Genomic DNA, 17,036 nt, shown 5'->3' with positions numbered 1-17,036 from the left:
TACTACTTTTGTTATGACCCCTGAAACTAAAATTCGCCTTTAAACCATCCGCTTATGCGTTTCCACGCACCCATCACGTTGGCTTGATCAGCATCTTTTTGACGTGCTTGGACATCTTCCTGCCCGTAACGCAGTAAACCCACCGCCGTGGCGTAAGTTGGCTCTTGCACATAATCACTTAAACCCTGCATACCCAGCGGCGCGCCGAGGCGCACTGGCATGTGGAAAATCTCTTCAGCGAACTCAATCGCGCCTTCCATCAGTGGGCAACCACCGGTGAGCACGATACCGGCGGCGATTTGCTCATCAAAGCCACTGTTTACAATCTCATCACGTACCATTTCGAACAATTCTTGGTAGCGAGGTTCCACCACTTCGGCCAAAATATGGCGCTGCATAATGCGTGATGGCCGGCCACCCACCGATGGCACTTCAATGTTGTCGTCTTTACTGACTAATTCGCGCAGTGCACAGGCGTATTTGGTCTTAATTTCTTCAGCATGATTGAGCGGCGTGCGGAAGATCTTGGCGATATCATTGGTCACCTGATTGCCCGCTGCTGGAATCACTGCGGTATGGCGCAATACGCCTTGGGTGTAGATACAGATATCAATGGTGCCAGCCCCCATATCGACCAGTGCTACGCCCAAATCTTTTTCATCATCGGTTAGCACCGCATAGCTCGAAGCTAGTGCCGAAAAAATCAATCGATCAACACTGAGACCACAGCGCTCAACGGCTTTGGTAATGTTTTTGGCCATGTCGTTAGCGCAGGTAATAATGTGCACCTTGGCTTCCATGCGCACCCCTGACATGCCAATGGGGCTTTTTATGCTCTCTTGCGAATCAATCACGAACTCTTGCGGCAACACATGCAAAATGCGGCGCTCTTGCGCAATAGGAACCGACTTAGCGGCATGAATCACGCTATCGACGTCGTCTTGGGTCACTTCAGCCTCGTTAATAGGCACCATGCCGCTTTCATTCTGGCAGGCGATATGGCGGCCAGAAATGTTCAAATACACCGAAGCCACCCGACAATCAGCCATCAACTCGGCTTCTTCCACGGCCCGTTGAATCGATTGCACCACCAGGTTGAGGTCATTCACCCCGCCTTTGTCCATGCCTCGCGCGGTTGCAGCGCCGACGCCAATCACACTGATCTCACCGCCGGCGATCACTTCGCCAATCAGTGCCACCACTTTGTTGGTGCCAATGTCGAGGCCGACTACCATGTTCCGTTCTGCTGCTTTTGACATGCGCTCACTCTCTACTTAGGTTTATTCGGTTCACGCCAGCTCACCGCTACCCCGGTGTCATAACGTAAATCCACATACTCTATCGGCTGCTGCCGGTGGCTGCTCAGCTGCGGGTACATATCGATAAACCGCTGAACCCGCTCTAACAATGCTTCGCGCCCCAACCGCAACTGCAATCCTGACTGCAACACCACTTCCACCGCAAAGCGCTCACTCAAGCGCAATTCACTGACCTGATGCCCGTTCAGCTGCAACAGTTCTTGCACGCTGCGATACTGCGCCACCGTTTCAGCCACTGCGGTTTCTGGTCCGTAGAGGCTTGGCAGTGGCTGCGTCAGCACGCTGGTATCAGCTTCAAACACCTCAGCAGCGGTATTCACCAGCGCCTGCTTACGGCGATTGGAGTTCCAATGCGCCAGCGGTTGTTGCTCGACCACAAATACCCGTAATAAATCCGGCCATTCTTTGCGAATTGAGGCGCGATTGACCCACGCTAAACTCTCAACTTGCGTACGAATGGTATCCACATCCGCTGAGAAAAAGCTGCCCAACGGCTGTTGTACCAATACCGCGCGAACATCGTCGCTGCTGACATATTGCAGCTCACCTTGCACTTGCAAGCGGCGTAGCGGCACCTGATTGGCATCCATTGCCACTCGGTACAAACTGTACAAACCCAGCCCCGTACCAATCACCACGCTGACAAAAAAGCCAAAGCCCAGCCAAAATTGCCAACGTACCGTTGCCATACTACGCGTCGCTCAATGCCAAAATTCCGAGCACCAATTGCTCAAAATCCATACCTGTTGCGCGCGCAGCCATCGGCACTAAACTTTTCGCCGTCATACCCGGCACTAAATTCGCCTCTAACAAGCGATAGTGACCGGCGCTGTCACACATCACGTCAATACGCCCCCAGCCTTTGGCGCCAAGCGCCTTGAAGGCACTGAATGCCAACTTCTGCAGGGCTTGCTCAGCCAATGGTGAGAGTCCTGCTGGGCAATGGTATTGGGTGTCATTAGCCTGATACTTGGCGGCGTAATCATAAAATTCATGGCTGGTTTGCAGTCGAATAGACGGTAGAGCACGATCGCCAAACACCGCCACGGTATATTCTGGCCCAGCTAACCAGGCTTCCACCAATGCTTCGTCATCGTATTGGTGCGCCAGTGCAATGGCCGCGCTCAACTGTTCAGCACTACTGGCTGAACCCATGCCAATGCTGGAACCCTCTTGCGCCGGCTTCACCATCACCTTGCCACCTAGCGCGGCTAACAGCTCAGCACTATCGATGACATCACCCCGACGGATTACTCGGCTATCAGCAATCGGCAAACCGCAAGCCTGCCAAATTTGTTTGGTTTTGACTTTATCCATGGCCAAAGCGCAGGCCAAAACACCACTACCGGTGTACGGAATACCGAGATATTCCAGGGCGCCCTGAATGCTACCGTCCTCGCCGCCACGGCCATGTAAGACAATAAAAGCACGGTCAAAACCATGGTCGCGCAACTGATGTAAATCACGCTCAGCCGGATCAAAACCATGGGCATCTACGCCTTGGGCCTGTAACGCCTGTAATACCGCCGTGCCGGAGCGCAATGAGACCTCGCGCTCAGCGGAATGGCCACCCAGTAATACTGCGACTTTACCGAACTGCTGCATTAGTGACCTCCTTGACGCTGAGTGCCGAGCGCGCGCAAGCTGTCGGCTTGTAATTGGGTTTGCGCCAGCTCTTTCGCTAACGCCCCGATATTGCCGGCTCCTTGGGCAAATAGCATATCGCCGGGCTGTAAGACATCGGCCAATACCGCGAATAAGTCATCGTTACTGCCGACATAAATCGGCTCCATCTGCCCTCTGAGGCGCAAGGAGCGGGCCAAGGCGCGGCTATCGGCACCGCTGATGGGGGCCTCACCGGCACTGTAGACATCGAGTAACAACAGCACATCGACTTGGCTGAGTACCTGTACAAAATCATCGTACAAATCCCGGGTACGCGAATAGCGGTGCGGCTGAAAGGCCATCACTAAGCGGCGCTCAGGCCAACCCGCGCGAGCAGCAGCAATGGTGGCGGCAACTTCGGATGGGTGATGACCATAATCGTCGATCAACATCACCTGTTGCTCGGCAGCGCTATCTTGCGCATTCAAGGCAAACTGCCCGAGCACTGAGAAGCGCCGGCCAATGCCACCAAATTTCGCCAAGGCGCGCACAATAGCGCCATCATTAATTCCTTCATCACTGGCTACAGCAATGGCTGCCAATGCGTTAAGTACATTGTGGCGGCCCGGCAGATTGACCGTGACGGCCAGCGGCTGCCGATCATTACGGTGCACTAAAAAGTGGCTTTGCCCACCGTTTTGCTGATAGTCACTGGCACGTACATCGGCATCGTCACTGAAACCGTAGCTAATCAGCTGACGGCCAACGCGCGGTAATAAGCCGCGAATGACCGGATCATCCACGCACATCACCGCCAAACCATAGAACGGTAAGTTGTGTAGAAAATCGATGTAGGTATCTAATAATTTATTAAAATCGCCACCATAGGTGTCCATATGGTCGGCTTCAATATTGGTCACTACCGATACCATGGGTTGCAGATGCAAGAATGAGGCATCCGATTCATCAGCTTCAGCGATTAAATACTTGCTGGTGCCGAGCCTTGCATTGGTTCCGGCGCTATTGAGCAAGCCGCCAATCACAAAGGTTGGATCAAGATCGGCCTCAGCAAAGATACTGGCGATTAATGAAGTCGTGGTGGTTTTGCCATGGGTTCCGGCAATAGCGACACCGTGTCGGAAACGCATCAATTCGGCCAACATTTCAGCGCGCCGCACCAATGGAATAAATTGCTCTGCCGCTGCCACCAGTTCTGGGTTGTCAGCTTTAATCGCCGATGACACGACAATCACATCGGCACCTTTCACATTACTGGCTTGGTGGCCGATAAAAATCTCGGCACCAAACTCGCGCAGGCGCTGGGTATTGGTGTTTTCAGCAATATCTGAGCCGGCAATTTGATAACCTTGGTTCAATAATACTTCGGCAATACCGCCCATACCCGCACCACCGATACCGACGAAGTGAATACGTCGAACCCGACGCATCTCCGGTATGCTTACAACGGTGAATGGGGTGGTCTTATTCATCATACATTGGCGCCTGTTTTACTCAGTTCTGGATTAGCCCAGCGTTCACATTGGTTGACCACCGCAGCGGTGGCATCGGCTCGCGCAACCTGCGCGGCATTGCTGCGCATATGCGCACGTTTATCGGCATCGGCTAACAACGGTTGCAGCAGTTGCAGCAACGGCTGCAGTTGTAGTAATTGCGCTTGCGGTAGTACATAAGCGGCCCCGACCGTCACTAAGGCTTGTGCATTGGCTGTTTGATGGTCGTCGACAGCGTGTGGTAGTGGCACAAAAATCGCCGGCGTGCCGACCAGTGCCAGCTCCGCCACAGTTAATGCGCCAGCCCGACAAATCACCACATCGGCCTCGCTGTAGGCTTGGTGCATAGCATCGATAAACTCCACCACCTCAACCGCAGTAATGCCAGCTTGTTGATAGGCAGCGCGCACTTCCGCCACTCGGTCACGACCGCACTGATGCAGAATCTGTAACGGTAGTTTTTTCACCGCGGCGTTACCGGCAACTTGCGCCAGCGCCTGCGGTACGGCTTGGTTCAGTGCTTGCGCACCCAAACTACCACCCACTATTAATAATTTTGGTACTGCATTGACCGGCGCCGGTAAGGCCTGCAACCAGTCGGCACGCAGTGGATTACCGGTGACTTCGGCCTGCGGTAATTGTTGTTGAGCAGCAGCAAAGCCCAGCATCACGTGGCTCGCAAGCCGCGCCAGTAATTTATTGGTCAGCCCGACCACCGCATTTTGTTCATGCACCAACAGCGGAATGCCACACCATTTAGCCGCGAGCCCGGCTGGAGCGCAGACATAGCCGCCAAAGGTCAATACCAATTGAATACGTTCAGCGCGCAACAATTTACGGCATTGCCAAAACGCCTTGAACAAGGTCAACGGCAGCAGTAACTTGCGCAGCAGGCCATGGCCACGTACGCCCTGCATGGTGATGCTATGTAAGCTGAACCCAGCAGCCGGAACTACCCGTGACTCGAGTCGCCCTTCATCGGTGCCCAACCACTCCACCTGCCAGCCGTAACTGCGCAATTGCTCAGCCACCGCCAAGGCGGGGAAAACATGGCCACCGGTGCCGGCGGCTGCGATCAAAATACGATTCATGCGCGCCCTCCTCGACCCAGCGGTGCCACTCGCATGGTTGCCACCCGCACTTCGTAATCAACCCGCAACAAGAGGCCAATAGTGATACAGCTAATCAGTAGACTAGTGCCGCCGTAACTGACCAGCGGTAAGGTTAAGCCTTTGGTGGGTAACAACCCGGCTGCGGCACCAATGTTAACCATCGCTTGGAAGGCAAACCAAATGGCAATGCCATACGCAATGAAACCACTAAATTGCTGACCTTGGTGCAGAGCTTTGCGACCTAATTGCATGGCACGGAATACCAATGCGAACACCATCACCAGCACCAATAAAATGCCAGTAAAGCCAAGTTCTTCACCCACCACCGCCATAATAAAGTCGGTGTGCGCTTCGGGCAGGTACTGCAGCTTCTGAATGCTGTTGCCTAAGCCTTCGCCAAACCAATCACCACGGCCAAACGCCATTAAGCTTTGGGTGAGCTGATAACCGCTGCCAAAGGGGTCTTGCCATGGGTCGAGGAATGACACCACACGGCGCATACGATAAGGCTCTTTGATAATCAAAAAGGTCAGCAAAAAGGCCAATCCAATCATAATGGCGAAGAACTGCCACAGCCGCGCACCGGCCAAAAACAGCATGCCGGTGACAATACAAATCATCACCACCATGGAGCCAAAGTCAGGCTGTAACAGCAGCAGCCCAGCAAACACCATCAACACAAACAGCGGCTTGATAAAACCACGCAAGTTTTCTTGCACTTGGTCAAAGCGCCGGGTCAGGTAGCTGGCGATATACACCACAAAACACAGTTTGGCGACTTCAGCGGTTTGTAAGGTTAGTGGGCCAAGTTTGATCCAGCGTTTGGCACCATTGACTTCGTGGCCAATTAACAACACCACCACCAACCCAGCCAGCGCCGCCAGCAACATTGGGCCGCTCAAGCGATACCACCATTGCATGGGTAATTGCACGGTAATCGCCAAAAGCCCCAGCCCCAGCAGCAGATACATGCCGTGGCGGATCATAAAATAAAACGGATTCGCGGTGAGCCGTTCACCCACTGGGAAGCTCGCCGAGGTCACCATAATCAAACTGATCGCCAGTAAGCCTAAGCTTAACCACAGCATCACGCGGTCGTACATTAAGGTTTGTTGTGGCCACCAATAGTCGCGCACACGCAGCCATGGTGATTGTGCCGCCTCTGGCGCTTGAATGCCCAGTTCAAGTTGCTGTTCACGCGCCATAAAGGGCCTCCACAGCGGCGACAAATTGCGCTCCACGATGCTCATAGTTACGGAACATATCCAAACTTGAACAGGCCGGTGATAACAGTACCATGCTGCCCGCAGTCGCTAGTTTTTGCGCTTGCTGCACGGCTTCGGCTAAATCAGCAACACGTACCACATGATGGTGGAATGGCGCGATACGATCAGCATCTTTGCCAAACAGAATCAGCGTATTCACCTGCAGCAACGCGCTACGGAACTGACTGAAATCCTGCCCCTTGCCGTCGCCACCGGCAATCAGAATGAGTTGCCCCGGCACCAACTCGCGCACGCCCTGAATAGCCGCCTCGGCAGCACCAATATTGGTCGCCTTAGAGTCATTCACCCAGCGCACGCCATGCCATTCACCCACTAACTGACAACGGTGCGGTAAGGCTTGAAAACGCCGTGCCGCTGGTAAGCAGCGATCGATATCCACGCCAACCGCATGCACTAAGGCCAGCGCCGCTTGCACATTGAGTAGGTTGTGAATACCAGTAATTTGTAACTCGTTAGCGGCCAGCAATGGCTTACCGGCATAACTAATAAAGGCCTGCTGATGATGGCGCTCAATGCCAAATAAGGCCGGCGCGGTTTCATCACTGTAATCGCTGCCGAAGGTTAATTGCTGCTCGATACCTATTGCATGCGGTGCAGTGCTACGCTGGTCACGATTCCAGATCGCCATGCGCGCATGGCGATAAATTTGATGCTTGGATTCAGTGTACGAGTACAGGCTGCCATAACGGTCAAGGTGATCGTCGCTGATATTTAGGATAGTCGCCGCTTGTAATGTCACTTGGTGGCATAAGTCGAGTTGAAAGCTGGACAGTTCGAGCACGTAGATATCATGAGGCTGCGCCAATAGATCCAACACCGGCACACCAATATTACCACCCACAGCAACCTTAAGGCCGGCTTCGGCTAACAGCTCACCGGTCAAGCGGGTTACTGTTGATTTACCGTTCGAACCGGTAATACCAATGATCGGTTGCTGCACCTGGTAAGCGAATAAGTCGATATCACCAATGACTGGAATATCCGCATCCTTGGCTAGCTGAATGGCGGGGGTTCGCGGATCAATACCAGGGCTGAGAATAATCAGGTCCATACCCAGCAGCGTTACCGCCTCAAAAGCACCAAAATGCTGCTCGAGTTGCTCATCTAATTGGTGTAATTCAGCTAAACCCGGTGGTTCAACGCGACTATCAAACACACAGGGGCGTACCCCTTGCGCCAACAAATAACGCACACACGACAAACCGGTCTGGCCGAGCCCGACTACGGCAATGCTGTCATATTGTGTGATATCTGCTAGCTCACGCATGCGCTTAATCACTCTCTGTTAACGTAGTTTCAGTGTCGCCAAACCAATCAGCACAAACACCAATGATAAAATCCAGAACCGCACAATCACGCGGGGTTCAGGCCAGCCTTTTAATTCATAGTGATGATGAATGGGTGCCATGCGGAAAATGCGCTTACCGCGTAGTTTGTAGCTACCGACCTGTAACATCACCGACAGCGTTTCCATCACAAACACCCCGCCCATGATGAACAACACCAGCTCTTGCCGCACCATCACCGCCACCACGCCGAGCGCCGCGCCCAAGGCTAAGGCACCAACATCGCCCATAAAGACTTGGGCTGGGTAGGTGTTGAACCACAAAAAGCCCAAGCCGGCGCCGCAAATAGCGGTACAGAACACCAACAGTTCACCCGATAGCGGTAAATACGGAATATTGAGATAGGCCGAGAAGTTCACGTTACCCGAAGCATAGGCAAAGATACCCAGCGCGCCGGCCACCATAATGGTCGGTACGATAGCTAGGCCATCTAAGCCATCGGTGAGATTGACCGCGTTACTGGTACCGACGATGACAAAATAGGCCAGCACCACATAGAACATGCCGAGCTGCGGCATCACGTCTTTGAAAAACGGCACCAGCAGCTGTGTTTCGGCGCCCACCGTGGCGAAACCGTACAAGGTCACGGCGGCACTACCAGCTACCAGTGATGACCAGAAATACTTCCACTTACCCGGCAAGCCGCGCGAATTCTTTTGCACCACTTTGCGATAATCATCGACAAAGCCGACTATGCCAAAACCCAGCAATACCGCCAGCGCTACCAGCACATAACGGTTGCTCAAATCAGCCCACAACAAGGTAGAAATACTAATAGAAGCAATGATTAACAAGCCGCCCATAGTTGGTGTTCCGGCTTTACTTAAATGCGATTGTGGACCATCGTCACGTACCGCTTGGCCAACTTGTAAGTGTTGTAAATAGCGGATCAGCGCTGGGCCCATCAACAACGAAATCATCAATGCGGTGAGCACGCCCAAAATGGCGCGCATGGTCAAATAGGAGAAGACGTTGAAGAACGTCGCGTATTGCGTCAAATACTCAGCAAGCCAGACTAACATGGGTGCGTTCCTTGTGAGCGATCAAGGTGAATGAGATCGGCCTGCCGCTGTTGTAAAGCTACTACCACCCGCTCCATACGAGCGCTGCGCGAACCTTTCACAACCACGGTCACGGCCCCAGTGGCTTGCTGCACCGTAGTGATGAGCTGCTCAAGCAGGGGTTCAAATTGCGAAAAATGCTGTCCGGCCGGTGCGCCAAGCACATCACTGGCACTTTGACTCAGCACCCCAAAGCTATACAGGTAGTCAATACCGCAGTGCTTGGCGTGCTCGCCGACCTGCTGATGATACTGGCGCGCGTCGCTACCGAGCTCGCCCATATCGCCCAACACCAAAATGCGTAAACCAGCTGCTTGCGCAAGCACATCAATAGCGGCTTTCACCGAGCCGACATTGGCGTTGTAGCTATCATCAATGACTCGCAAATTAGCGTTCAAAGTGATCACATTCATCCGTCCAGGCACCGGTTTTAACTGCGCTAAAGCCTGCGCTGCAGCAATGCCATCACAGCCTAACGCAAGCACCGCGCCCAGTGCCACTAAGGCATTGTCAACGTTGTGTAAACCCGGCAAATTCAGTTGTACCGGCAAGGTTTGCGGCTGGCCATCAGCCAATGCTGCGGGAATGTGGGCAACAAACCGCGCGCAGCCTTGCGCATCAAACTCAACGGCGCTAGCGCGCAGGTGTTCTGGGTCGCTGCTGTCGCGGCCAAACATCATGTGCTTGCGGCCAGCCAGTTGCTGCTGCCAGGCCGGCGCAAACTCCGAAGCTGCGGGGGTGAAACACCAACCATCAGCGCTGAGGCCGCGGAAAATTTCAGTTTTAGCGCGAAACACCCCATGCACACTGCCAAAACCTTCCACGTGCGCAGGAGCAACGTTATTGATAATGGCCACATCAGGGCGGGTTAACCCCGTGGTATAGGCTATTTCGCCAATATGATTGGCACCTAATTCAATCACCGCATAACGGTGTTCTGGGGTGAGCCGCAGCAAGGTCAGTGGGCAGCCAATATCGTTGTTAAAATTACCGGCGGTCGCCAATACGTTACCTTGGGTGGCCAACATCGCGGCCATCATTTCTTTCACCGTGGTTTTACCGCTGCTACCGGTAATGGCAATAGTGAGCGGTTGTACCGCCGCTTTAACCGCAGCACCGAGCTGTCCTAGTGCATGGCGGCTGTCCTCAACGACAATTTGCGGCACCTGCGCCAAACTGGCGCTGGTTTGCCGTTGCTCCACCAATAGCGCCGCAGCACCGGCTGTAACGGCTTGATCTAATAGCGTATGGGCATCAAAGTTAGCCCCCTTCAGCGCCACAAACAGGCAGCCAGGAGTGAGCTGGCGAGTGTCGGTACAGACACTATCAATGCTGATGGCATCACCAAACAGTTGGCCATCTACCGCGCGACACACCCAGTTCAGATCGGTTTTGATCATGACTGTGCCTCCGTAATCGATGACTGGCCATCGGCCACCGCTGCAACCCAAGCGGCAACCACAGCGCGTTCGTTATACGGCAGCCGCTGCTGACCAATAATTTGATAATCTTCGTGGCCCTTGCCGGCCAGTAGCACAATATCGCCGGCTTTGGCATGCGAAATAGTCGCCATCACCGCCTGCTCGCGGCCATGCTGCACAATCACCTGCTCGCGTTGCAACATGCCAGCCATAATGTCGGCAACGATTTGCTCGGCCGGTTCACCGCGTGGGTTATCATCGGTGACCACCACGCGGTCGGCATATTTAGCCGCAACGGCACCCATTTGCGGGCGCTTGCCGCGGTCACGATCACCGCCACAACCAAACACGCACCACAAGGTGCCGCGACAATGGCGGCGCAAGGCAATCAACACCTGCTGCAGGGCATCTGGAGTGTGGGCATAATCAACAATCACTAACGGTTGTTGCGCACCTGCATGGAACGTTTCCATGCGCCCAGGCACGGCATGTAATTGTGGTACCGCGGCAACGATATCCGCCACCGGGTAGCCCAAGGCATGCACGGCAGTCACTGCGGCTAGCAGGTTATACACGTTGAAGCCACCCAGTAACGGCGACTGCACGGCATAGGCGTGGCTGCCAACATGCACTTGCATGGCGGTACCGTGGTCAGCAAATTCAATGGCGCTGGCCCACACTGCTTGGCTATGTTGCTGCGGCTGACAGCTAATGCGCCAGCTATCGCTGCGATCTGGCAGCCATGCGGTTAACGCGCCATCATCAACGTTCAAAATACTGATTTCGGTGTCTAGCTCGGTAAACAGCCGGCGTTTGGCACCAGCGTAATTGCTCATGGTGCCGTGATAATCCAAATGGTCTCGACTAATGTTGGTGGCAATGCCCACTTTGAAGGCAATGGCTTCAACCCGGCGCTGCACCAAGGCGTGCGACGACACTTCCATGGCCACCGCCTGCGCGCCTTCGGCCACCAGCTGGGCCAAGCGCTGTTGCACCGCAATGGCATCGGGAGTGGTATGGCTCTCGGCTAACAGCCGACCAGGGAAACCACTGCCGGTGGTGCCAATTACTCCGGCTTTGCAACCCAACTGGGTTAGCAATTGGGCAATTAAATAGGTCACTGAGGTTTTGCCGTTGGTGCCCGTTACCCCAATCACTGCTAGGCGGCGCGCTGGCTCACCAAAAAATCGAGCAGCAATAAACGATAGTTGATTTTTTAGTTGTGGCAGTTCAACTAACGTTGCGGTACCGCGCATCGATACCCCAACGCTTTCTGATTCGGCCAGCACCACCTGAGCGCCAGCAGCAATAGCGGCATCGATATAATCGCGGCCATCGGTCTGATAGCCCGGCACTGCCACAAAGGCATCACCTGGCGCGACTTGCCGGCTATCGAGCTTTAAGCCCGCTACTTGTTGGGCCGGTAGCTCGAGCGGATAGTCAGGGAGTAGCTGGCGTAGACTAATCACTTGGGCCTCCAAAACCAGCTACACGCAGCTGGGTGTCTTCTAGGTTATCGGGAGTCACGTTCAATAATCGCAGCGCGTCGCCCATCACTTCGGCAAACACCGGTGCCGATACGTCACCACCGTAATAATCATCGCCGCTAGGCTCGTTAATGGTGATCACAATGGATAACCGAGGGTCGCTGACCGGTGCCACGCCGGCAAACAAGGTTACATATTCATCACCGTACCCACCGGCAATAGCTTTGCGCGAGGTGCCGGTTTTACCAGCTACACGGTAGCCGCGTACTCGAGCACGCTTAGCCCCGCCTTCTAACACGGTGTTTTCCAGCATACCCAATACCGCTTGCGCAGTTTCGGCACTGATCACCTGTTGCCCTGCCGGTTCGCCTTCTCGGCGCTGAATGGTCAGTGGCACCCGTACACCGTTGTTACCAATAATGGCGTAGGCTTGGGCCAACTGCAGCGTGGTCACCGACAAGCCATAGCCGAACGACAAGGTGGCAATTTCAAAATCAGACCAGCGCCGGCGGTCCTGTAAAACGCCGAAGCTTTCACCTAACAAGGCGCTGCCGGTGTCATTACCTAAGCCCAGCGCTGCATAGGTTTTCATCACGTTATCCACGCCCGCAGCCAAAGCTATTTTGGCCGAACCCATGTTGCTGGAGGTTTCTAACACTTCACTGATACTCAGCAGCCCACGGTTTTGCGGGTCGCTGACCCGACGACCACCAAGGCGCATCCAGCCCGGGCTGGTATCAATCATGTCGCCAGGCTTAATCACCCCAGCTTCTAACCCGGCTACCACCGCTAACGGCTTCATAGTCGAGCCTGGCTCGTAGGCGTCGGTAATGGCACGGTTGCGCAGCCGATGGGCTTGCAAGTCGGTGCGGTTGTTCGGGTTATAGGACGGGCTGTTGACCATCGCTAAAATTTCGCCAGTTTTTATGTCCAGAATCACCGCTGAGCCCGAAGTTGCTTGGTGATAGCGCACGGCTTTCTTCAGTTCAGCATAAGCTAGTGATTGCAGGCGCTGGTCGATACTCAGCGTCAGTTGTTTTGGTTGTTGCGCTTCCGTCACGCTAATTTCTTCAACAACCCGTCCTTTAGCATCCTTGCGATACACCCTCTCGCCTGGTGTGCCAGTGAGCATGGCATCGTAGATGGCCTCAAGGCCTTCAATGCCACGCCCATCAATATCGGTAAAGCCAACCACGTGGGCACTGATTTCACCGGCCGGATAAAAACGCCGTGATTCAGTTTTCAAATTTACTCCGGGGATATTCAGCTGGCGCACAAACTCCGCCACCGCTGGTGTCACCTTGCGCTCCAAATAAACAAAGCGCCGCTGCGGGTCGTCCACTTTGCTCAGTAAGCTATTCACGTCAACGCGGAACACTTCGGCTAGCGCCAACCAACGCTCGCGATTGAGCAAGCCGTTGCCTTCGTGCACCCGCTGGGGGTCGGCCCATACGGTTTCCACCGGCACGCTGATGGCTAACTCACGGCCGTTGCGATCCATAATTGAACCGCGCTGCACCATAGTTGAATCGGCCCGTAATGAACGACGGTCGCCCTCAACAATCAGCCGTTCTGGCTCAATCACCTGAATATAAGCGGCGCGTGCCACCAATGAGCTAAATACCAAGGCCAAAACGCCCAAGGCAAAATAGAAGCGCCCGCTACCTAAGTGCGGCTGCAGCTTCTTGCCATTGCGTTTGGCGCGAGTTATTGCCATGGTACTAGCACCTCCTGCTTGCCTTCCGGACGCACCATATCGAGTTGTTGCTCAGCAATGCGTTCTACCCGGTTGTGTTCAGTCAGGGTGTTCTGCTCAATTTGCAAATGACGGTATTCAATGTCGAGGTCGTCACGCTGTGATAACAGTTGATCGCGCTCCATAGTCAGCAAGCGGTGACTGTGCGAAATGTAAATCACCCCAAGCGCAGAAATCACGATCGCCATACACAACAAAACCAGCATCCAGTGCTGGCGTAAATCAGTGAACATGACACTGAGCAATCCGGGTACGCGGCTAGGTTTCATAAGCTAACCTCGCAGCAATGCGCAACACCGAGCTGCGGCAACGCGGATTGGCCTGAATTTCGGCAGCGGACGGCATAATTGCCTTGCCAATCAGCTTGAGGGTTTCGCTGCGCTCAATCTGGTCATTGCGCAGCGGCATACCTTTCGGTAGCGCTTTGGCTTGGCTCTTGCCGCGCATAAAGCGCTTCACCAAACGGTCTTCTAGGCTATGGAAACTAATCACCGCCAAGCGCCCACCCGGCTTTAACCCGGTGACCGCGGCTTCTAGGGCCTGTTCAATTTCGTCCAGCTCACCATTGATGTGAATGCGAATACCCTGGAAACTGCGGGTGGCTGGGTGCTTGTGCTTGTCTTTGAACGGCACCGCTTTACTAATTAGCTCGGCCAGTTCACGGGTGGTTTGCAGCGGTTGCTCAGCCCGTTGCGCTACTACCGCTTGGGCAATGCGCCAGGCAAAGCGCTCTTCGCCGTATTCGCGCAGTACAAAAGCAATTTCATCGGCACTAGCACTGTTGAGGAAATCTGCCGCGGTGGGGCCGCGACTGGTATCCATGCGCATATCCAGTGGCCCTTCGCGCATAAAGCTAAAGCCACGCTCGGCGTCGTCTAATTGTGGGGAAGACACACCAAGGTCAAACAAAATACCGTCTAGTTGCCCAAGCAATTGCTGCTCAGCCAATACCTCACCAAGTTGTGAGAACGGCGTGTGGATAATCTGAAAACGCGGATCAGCGAGTAAGGGTTGTGCTGCAGCAATCGCGGTGGGGTCGCGATCAAGCGCTATCACACGGCCTTTATCAGAGAGTTGAGCAAGAATAGCGCGCGTGTGCCCGCCCCGACCGAAGGTAGCGTCAAGGTAGATTCCGTCGGCACTGATAGCAAGAGCGTCAACTGACTCTTGCAGCAGCACCGAGACATGTTGCGGTGCAGTCGCCATTATAATGAGAAGTCTTGTAGTCGATCACTTAGGGCCAAATCGTCTTGTTGCTCAGCAGCCATATCGACCGCAATTTGCGCTTGCCATGCTTCTTCTGACCACACTTCAAACTTATTGAGCTGACCAATAATCATGATCTTTTTGCTCAAATCCGCATGTTGACGCAGGGTTGGTGCAATCAAAATACGGCCGTTCTTGTCCATTTGGCAGTCTTCGGCATGACCCAGCAATAACCGCTGGAGACGACGCTCAGCGGGGTTCATACTGGATAGTGTGGTGAGTTTTTGCTCAATGATTTGCCATTCCGGTAACGGATACAGCAACAAACACGGCTGTTTGATGTCAATGGTGCACACCATGTGGCCCTCACAGTCAAGCAACAGGCTCTGCCGATACTTTGACGGTATCGCCAGACGACCTTTGTCATCAAGACTGAGTGCAGCTGCGCCACGAAACATAGATTGATCCACAATTATCCACTTATCCCCACAATGTGACAGTCTAGGTGGCGTTTTGTCCTACTGTCAAGTGGAATTCAGCGAATAACCGACGGCGCTTGGAGTTTGGCTCCGAGCGCGCTGGGCAATATGTTTGTGGGTAATTGATAACAAAGGAAAAACAACAGAAAAGAGGGAAGTCAACCGCTAAGCCGGGTTCTGTCGTGGACAATCATTCATCTAGCCGTGCAGTCACCTGCACGTTCAAGCAGTCTACCCGGGTTCAACGCGGGCCGCGCCAATGAACCCCTATTTGACCTTGCTCCGGGTGGAGTTTACCGTGCCACGAACTGTTGCCAGTCGCGCGGTGCGCTCTTACCGCACCCTTTCACCCTTACCTGATCCTGCTTGCGCAGGCCATCGGCGGTTTGCTCTCTGTTGCACTAGTCGTCGGCTCACGCCGCCCAGGTGTTACCTGGCACCCTGCCCTATGGAGCCCGGACTTTCCTCCCCTTTGCTTGCGCAAAGCAGCGATTGCCTCGGTTGACTTCCGCCGCGCATTCTACGCGTTATCGGCGTCTAGAGCCAGTTGATATAAGGTATTTTTACGCAGTCCGTGGATTTCAGCCGCTAACGCCGCCGCCTTCTTTAATGGCAGCTCTTTGCGCAGTAAATTTAGGGTAGCCATAGCAGCAGTTGGATCGTCATCGTCACTGCTTGGCACCGCCCCCGCCAGCATCAATACCATCTCACCACGCTGCTGGTTGCTATCGGCCAGCACCAGCTGTTGCACCTCGGCAATAGAGCCACTCAGGTAGGTCTCAAATTGTTTGGTCAGTTCGCGCGCTAACACCAGCTGACGCTCTGCGCCAAATACCGTCAGTAAGTCAGCCAAGCTATCGACAATACGGTGAGGAGATTCGTAGAACACCATGGTCCGTGGTTCGCTGATCAAAGCCTGCAATACTTTGCGGCGTTGCTGTCCTTTGGCCGGCAAAAAACCCTCAAAGCTAAAACGGTCAGTCGGTAAGCCCGCACCAGATAGCGCCGTGGTAATGGCGCACGGGCCGGGTAACGCCACCACTTTCAGCCCAGCGGCACGGCACTGTTGCACCAGTACGTAACCGGGATCGCTAATCAACGGCGTGCCAGCATCACTGATTAAGGCAATGCTGTCGCCGCTGCGCAGGCGCGCCATCACCGCTTCAACCCGTTGCCGCTCGTTATGCTCGTGCAGGGCAAACAATTCGTTGCGCACGCCTAAATGCTGCAACAATTGTCCGCTATGGCGGGTATCTTCGGCGGCAATGGCTTGTACTTCGCGCAGCACCGCAATGGCGCGCTCACTAATATCGGCTAAATTACCAATCGGTGTTGGTACAATATAGAGCGTTCCGCAACTGGCATCAGCCATGTAAACCCCTTGTAAGAATGCCCCATGCGCGTTGTGTCAGGGTGGCGCACAGTTTATAGTAGAGGTCATAACGAC

15 protein-coding genes and 1 other RNA gene are annotated in these 17,036 nt (G+C 54.3%); all 16 read right to left on the bottom strand.

Going from position 1 to position 17,036, the window contains the following annotated elements:
- Positions 1-26: 26 nt before the first annotated feature.
- Positions 27-1,259 (bottom strand): cell division protein FtsA, encoded by a 1,233-nt coding sequence (gene ftsA / locus EFO84_RS08550; protein ID WP_127347642.1) that lies wholly within the window; start codon positions 1,257-1,259, stop codon positions 27-29.
- 11 nt (positions 1,260-1,270) lie between these two features.
- A complete protein-coding gene (locus tag EFO84_RS08545) occupies positions 1,271-2,008 on the bottom strand; it encodes a cell division protein FtsQ/DivIB (protein WP_127347641.1) in 738 nt (245 codons plus the stop codon).
- A gap of 1 nt (position 2,009) precedes the next feature.
- Positions 2,010-2,924, bottom strand: a complete 915-nt coding sequence (locus EFO84_RS08540; RefSeq protein WP_127347640.1) for a D-alanine--D-alanine ligase — start codon at positions 2,922-2,924, stop codon at positions 2,010-2,012.
- A complete protein-coding gene (gene murC / locus EFO84_RS08535; protein WP_127347787.1) occupies positions 2,924-4,414 on the bottom strand; it encodes a UDP-N-acetylmuramate--L-alanine ligase in 1,491 nt (496 codons plus the stop codon). Before murC ends, EFO84_RS08540 begins: the two co-directional genes overlap by 1 nt.
- Entirely contained in the window at positions 4,414-5,526 is a 1,113-nt protein-coding gene (murG, locus tag EFO84_RS08530) for an undecaprenyldiphospho-muramoylpentapeptide beta-N-acetylglucosaminyltransferase (RefSeq protein ID WP_127347639.1), read from the bottom strand. Before murG ends, murC begins: the two co-directional genes overlap by 1 nt.
- Positions 5,523-6,752, bottom strand: coding sequence for a cell division protein FtsW (gene ftsW, locus EFO84_RS08525; RefSeq protein ID WP_127347638.1), 1,230 nt, complete (start codon positions 6,750-6,752; stop codon positions 5,523-5,525). The genes murG and ftsW overlap by 4 nt, the downstream gene beginning before the upstream one ends.
- Positions 6,742-8,100, bottom strand: coding sequence for a UDP-N-acetylmuramoyl-L-alanine--D-glutamate ligase (gene murD, locus EFO84_RS08520; RefSeq protein ID WP_127347637.1), 1,359 nt, complete (start codon positions 8,098-8,100; stop codon positions 6,742-6,744). Before murD ends, ftsW begins: the two co-directional genes overlap by 11 nt.
- An 18-nt stretch (positions 8,101-8,118) precedes the next feature.
- Positions 8,119-9,201, bottom strand: a complete 1,083-nt coding sequence (mraY, locus tag EFO84_RS08515) for a phospho-N-acetylmuramoyl-pentapeptide-transferase (protein WP_127347636.1) — start codon at positions 9,199-9,201, stop codon at positions 8,119-8,121.
- Positions 9,195-10,640, bottom strand: coding sequence for a UDP-N-acetylmuramoyl-tripeptide--D-alanyl-D-alanine ligase (locus EFO84_RS08510; RefSeq protein ID WP_127347635.1), 1,446 nt, complete (start codon positions 10,638-10,640; stop codon positions 9,195-9,197). The genes mraY and EFO84_RS08510 overlap by 7 nt, the downstream gene beginning before the upstream one ends.
- The gene (murE, locus tag EFO84_RS08505; protein WP_240642676.1) at positions 10,637-12,130 is read right to left on the bottom strand and encodes a UDP-N-acetylmuramoyl-L-alanyl-D-glutamate--2,6-diaminopimelate ligase; all 1,494 of its coding nucleotides are present in this window, start codon (positions 12,128-12,130) and stop codon (positions 10,637-10,639) included. The genes EFO84_RS08510 and murE overlap by 4 nt, the downstream gene beginning before the upstream one ends.
- Positions 12,123-13,865 (bottom strand): peptidoglycan D,D-transpeptidase FtsI family protein, encoded by a 1,743-nt coding sequence (locus EFO84_RS08500; protein WP_127347634.1) that lies wholly within the window; start codon positions 13,863-13,865, stop codon positions 12,123-12,125. Before EFO84_RS08500 ends, murE begins: the two co-directional genes overlap by 8 nt.
- Positions 13,856-14,173, bottom strand: coding sequence for a cell division protein FtsL (gene ftsL / locus EFO84_RS08495; RefSeq protein WP_127347633.1), 318 nt, complete (start codon positions 14,171-14,173; stop codon positions 13,856-13,858). Before ftsL ends, EFO84_RS08500 begins: the two co-directional genes overlap by 10 nt.
- Complete coding sequence (gene rsmH / locus EFO84_RS08490) at positions 14,163-15,113, bottom strand: 16S rRNA (cytosine(1402)-N(4))-methyltransferase RsmH (protein WP_205701969.1); 951 nt, start codon at positions 15,111-15,113, stop codon at positions 14,163-14,165. Before rsmH ends, ftsL begins: the two co-directional genes overlap by 11 nt.
- Positions 15,110-15,568, bottom strand: coding sequence for a division/cell wall cluster transcriptional repressor MraZ (gene mraZ / locus EFO84_RS08485; protein ID WP_127347631.1), 459 nt, complete (start codon positions 15,566-15,568; stop codon positions 15,110-15,112). The genes rsmH and mraZ overlap by 4 nt, the downstream gene beginning before the upstream one ends.
- A gap of 171 nt (positions 15,569-15,739) precedes the next feature.
- An RNA gene (rnpB, locus tag EFO84_RS08480) (RNase P RNA component class A) lies at positions 15,740-16,098 on the bottom strand.
- A gap of 11 nt (positions 16,099-16,109) precedes the next feature.
- A complete protein-coding gene (gene rsmI / locus EFO84_RS08475) occupies positions 16,110-16,961 on the bottom strand; it encodes a 16S rRNA (cytidine(1402)-2'-O)-methyltransferase (protein ID WP_127347630.1) in 852 nt (283 codons plus the stop codon).
- Positions 16,962-17,036 lie beyond the last annotated feature (75 nt).

This window comes from Pseudidiomarina mangrovi, assembly GCF_003999375.1.
Lineage (GTDB): Bacteria > Pseudomonadota > Gammaproteobacteria > Enterobacterales > Alteromonadaceae > Pseudidiomarina > Pseudidiomarina mangrovi.
Note: the sequence above shows the minus strand (reverse complement) of the source record. Positions and strands in the feature narration are given on the sequence as shown.

Excerpts from the sequence above, each read along its gene's own strand:
- murG (WP_127347639.1), bottom strand. The coding sequence starts at position 5,526 with ATGAATCGTATTTTGATCGCAGCCGCCGGCACCGGTGGCCATGTTTTC.
- ftsW (WP_127347638.1), bottom strand. The coding sequence starts at position 6,752 with ATGGCGCGTGAACAGCAACTTGAACTGGGCATTCAAGCGCCAGAGGCG.
- EFO84_RS08540 (WP_127347640.1), bottom strand. The coding sequence starts at position 2,924 with ATGCAGCAGTTCGGTAAAGTCGCAGTATTACTGGGTGGCCATTCCGCT.
- ftsA (WP_127347642.1), bottom strand. The coding sequence starts at position 1,259 with ATGTCAAAAGCAGCAGAACGGAACATGGTAGTCGGCCTCGACATTGGC.
- EFO84_RS08500 (WP_127347634.1), bottom strand. The coding sequence starts at position 13,865 with ATGGCAATAACTCGCGCCAAACGCAATGGCAAGAAGCTGCAGCCGCAC.
- murC (WP_127347787.1), bottom strand. The coding sequence starts at position 4,414 with ATGAATAAGACCACCCCATTCACCGTTGTAAGCATACCGGAGATGCGT.
- murD (WP_127347637.1), bottom strand. The coding sequence starts at position 8,100 with ATGCGTGAGCTAGCAGATATCACACAATATGACAGCATTGCCGTAGTC.
- EFO84_RS08545 (WP_127347641.1), bottom strand. The coding sequence starts at position 2,008 with ATGGCAACGGTACGTTGGCAATTTTGGCTGGGCTTTGGCTTTTTTGTC.
- ftsL (WP_127347633.1), bottom strand. The coding sequence starts at position 14,173 with ATGAAACCTAGCCGCGTACCCGGATTGCTCAGTGTCATGTTCACTGAT.
- mraY (WP_127347636.1), bottom strand. The coding sequence starts at position 9,201 with ATGTTAGTCTGGCTTGCTGAGTATTTGACGCAATACGCGACGTTCTTC.
- rsmI (WP_127347630.1), bottom strand. The coding sequence starts at position 16,961 with ATGGCTGATGCCAGTTGCGGAACGCTCTATATTGTACCAACACCGATT.
- EFO84_RS08510 (WP_127347635.1), bottom strand. The coding sequence starts at position 10,640 with ATGATCAAAACCGATCTGAACTGGGTGTGTCGCGCGGTAGATGGCCAA.
- mraZ (WP_127347631.1), bottom strand. The coding sequence starts at position 15,568 with ATGTTTCGTGGCGCAGCTGCACTCAGTCTTGATGACAAAGGTCGTCTG.